The 2,748-nt window shown below is 58.2% G+C and carries 3 protein-coding genes; 1 reads left to right on the forward strand and 2 read right to left on the reverse strand.

What is annotated here, in order from left to right:
• Together FEM54_RS29830 and FEM54_RS29835 are read right to left on the reverse strand one after the other, a co-directional pair.
• On the reverse strand, nucleotides 1-786 hold a 786-nt coding region (locus FEM54_RS29830), incomplete at its 3' end, for an ABC transporter substrate-binding protein (protein ID WP_138453988.1).
• Nucleotides 787-799: 13 nt separating this feature from the next.
• On the reverse strand, nucleotides 800-1,573 hold the full coding sequence (locus FEM54_RS29835) for an ABC transporter ATP-binding protein (RefSeq protein WP_017138656.1): 774 nt from the start codon (nucleotides 1,571-1,573) through the stop codon (nucleotides 800-802).
• 554 nt (nucleotides 1,574-2,127) lie between these two features.
• Here FEM54_RS29835 and FEM54_RS29840 point away from each other — a divergent pair.
• Nucleotides 2,128-2,748, forward strand: a 621-nt coding sequence (locus tag FEM54_RS29840; protein ID WP_138453989.1) for an amino acid permease, incomplete at its 3' end; no start/stop codon positions are given.

Consider the following 2,748-nt stretch of genomic DNA (forward strand, 5'->3'; position numbering starts at 1 on the left):
ACTTATAGAAGCGCGCAGGTCAGGCCATTCAGATCTGTCAATGCTGAACGGGAAGTACTTGTCGTTGATCTTCTTGTAGGTGCCGTCTGCCTTGATCTCTGCCAGGGCTTTGTTCAGGCGCTCGCGCAGCGGGTCGCCCTTGCGTACGGCGATACCGATCTTGTCGCTTTCTACCACCGGGTCGCCTTTGAACTCATAGGCCGAACCGTCTTTGCTCTTGAGCCATTCGTACTGCACGTACTTGTCGGCGAGAATCCCGTCCAAACGGCCGGAAGTCAGGTCGAGGTAGGCGTTTTCCTGGGTGTCGTAGAGCTTGGCGGTGGTGTCCGGCAGCTTGTCTTCCAGGTAAGTACCGGCCAGCGTCGCGCGCTGTGCACCGATGATCTTGCCCTTCAGGTAACCGGCGTCGGTCTTGAAGTCGGCTGTGGCTTTAGGTGCGATGAACTGCAGCTTGTTGGAGTAGTACGGGTCGGTGAAGTCGACGGCCTGCTTGCGCTCATCGGTGATCGACAGCGAAGACACCAGGAAGTCGAACTTCTTGGCGTTCAGGGCCGGGATGATGCCGTCCCAGTCGGACACGTACACTTCGCACTTCTCGACTTTCATCTTGGCGCACAGGGCGTCGCCGATGTCTTTGTCAAAGCCCACGACGTTGCCGCTGGCGTCTTTATTGTTGAAGGGCGGGTAAGCCGCTTCGATCCCCATTTTCAAGGTCTCTGCCATGGCCGTGGCGCTGAACGCCATCGAAACGGCCGCGGCCAGAAGGAATTTTTTATAGTTCTGCATGCATGTTGCTCCGTTAGCGGTTGCTGGACATGAATTGTTTGCAGCGCGCCGAAAGCGGGTTTTCAAACACCTGCTGTGGCGATCCTTGCTCTTCGACCAGGCCCTGGTGCAGGAACACCACTTCACTGGAAACCTGACGGGCAAAGCCCATTTCATGGGTGACCAGCAGCATGGTGCGGCCTTCTTCGGCCAGTGCGCGGATCACATTAAGTACTTCCTGGACCATTTCCGGGTCAAGCGCCGATGTCGGCTCGTCGAACAGGATGACTTTGGGCTGCATGGCCAAGGTGCGTGCAATCGCCGCGCGTTGTTGCTGGCCGCCGGACAGTTGCGCCGGGTAGGCGTGGCGCTTGTCGCTGATGCCGACCTTGGCCAGCAAGGCTTCGGCCACTTCGATCGCCTCGGCCTTGCTCTGGCCGAGCACACGGCGGGGCGCCTCGATGATGTTGTCGAGGATGCTCATGTGCGGCCACAGGTTAAAGTTTTGAAACACAAAACCGATTTCGCTGCGCAGGCGGTTGATCTGTTTGCCGTCGGCGGCCATCAGCTCGCCGTTTTTTGCGGCCTTGAGCTTGAGCTCTTCACCGGCCACCAGGATCTGGCCCTGATGTGGGTTTTCCAGCAGGTTGATGCAACGCAAAAAGGTGGACTTGCCGGAACCGGAGGAACCCAGGATCGAGATCACGTCGCCGTCGCGGGCGGTCAGCGAGATACCTTTGAGTACCTCCAGCTCACCATAGCGTTTATGCAAGTTGCGGATTTCAAGCGCGGGCGCGGCCTCAGCCATGTGCGGTCCTCATTGTGTTCAGTGCATTCTTGCTGTTGGGCCGCCTTCCTGGCGAGGCGCCAAGCTAGCATAGCGTTCGGATGGCAGCCAACAGCGCTGCGGACGGTTAACGGGTGGTCTGCGGCAAGGTGTCGCATCGGCACAGCAGCGTGTCGCGCTATCAACAACCTACAGACGTCTGAACCCGATAAATCCACAGGCTTCGCGTAAAAAAGGGCGCGATGGTGCCAGCTTTGGCCGGGTGTTGGAAGGGTTAACCGGGCAAACGGTCCTTATCAGCCCTTTTATGGAGCGTCACGTACTTTTTGTGTGTGTTTTTGGTGCGTATTTTCGTGTCGCAGTTGGGTCGCAAGGTAACGCTATAGCGGAATGCCATTGTTCTCAATGACTTGCGTGAGCTAATGAATTGTCCTACAGCCCGCGTCAATCGCGGCTCTGTAATATTTTGGCGCAAATCTTGCGTAAAAAATAAAGAACGCCCCGTTGGTTTCTTTTCACGAGAAGGATCGCAGGCCGGGCGGACCGTTTTCGCAATTCCTCGCAAAGGTGTGTCAATGAGTAGTACGCAAAGCTCCAATGACCTCGAACAGGGGCTCAAACCGCGTCACGTCACCATGCTGTCGATTGCCGGCGTTATTGGTGCCGGTTTGTTTGTCGGCTCCGGCCACGCGATTGCTGCCGCCGGCCCCGCCGTGCTGCTGGCTTACGCCGCTGCGGGCACGCTGGTGGTGTTGGTGATGCGCATGCTCGCCGAAATGGCCGTGGCCTCCCCGGACACCGGTTCGTTCTCCACCTATGCCGACCGTGCGATCGGTCACTGGGCCGGTTTCACCATCGGCTGGTTGTACTGGTGGTTCTGGGTGCTGGTGATTCCACTGGAAGCCAACGCCGCCGCGACCATCCTGCATGCCTGGTTTCCCGATGTGGCGATCTGGGCGTTTACCCTGATCATCACCTTGCTGCTCACGGCCACCAACCTGTTCAGCGTGAAGAACTACGGCGAGTTCGAGTTCTGGTTTGCGCTGATCAAAGTCGTGGCGATCGTAGCCTTTGTGATTCTGGGCCTCGCGGCGATCTTCGGCTTCCTGCCGACCAGCCAGGTCAGCGGTGTTTCGCACCTGTTCGACACCCAGGGCTTCATGCCTAATGGCATGGGCGCGGTATTGGCGGCGATC

This window comes from Pseudomonas edaphica (assembly GCF_005863185.1).
GTDB lineage: Bacteria > Pseudomonadota > Gammaproteobacteria > Pseudomonadales > Pseudomonadaceae > Aquipseudomonas > Aquipseudomonas edaphica.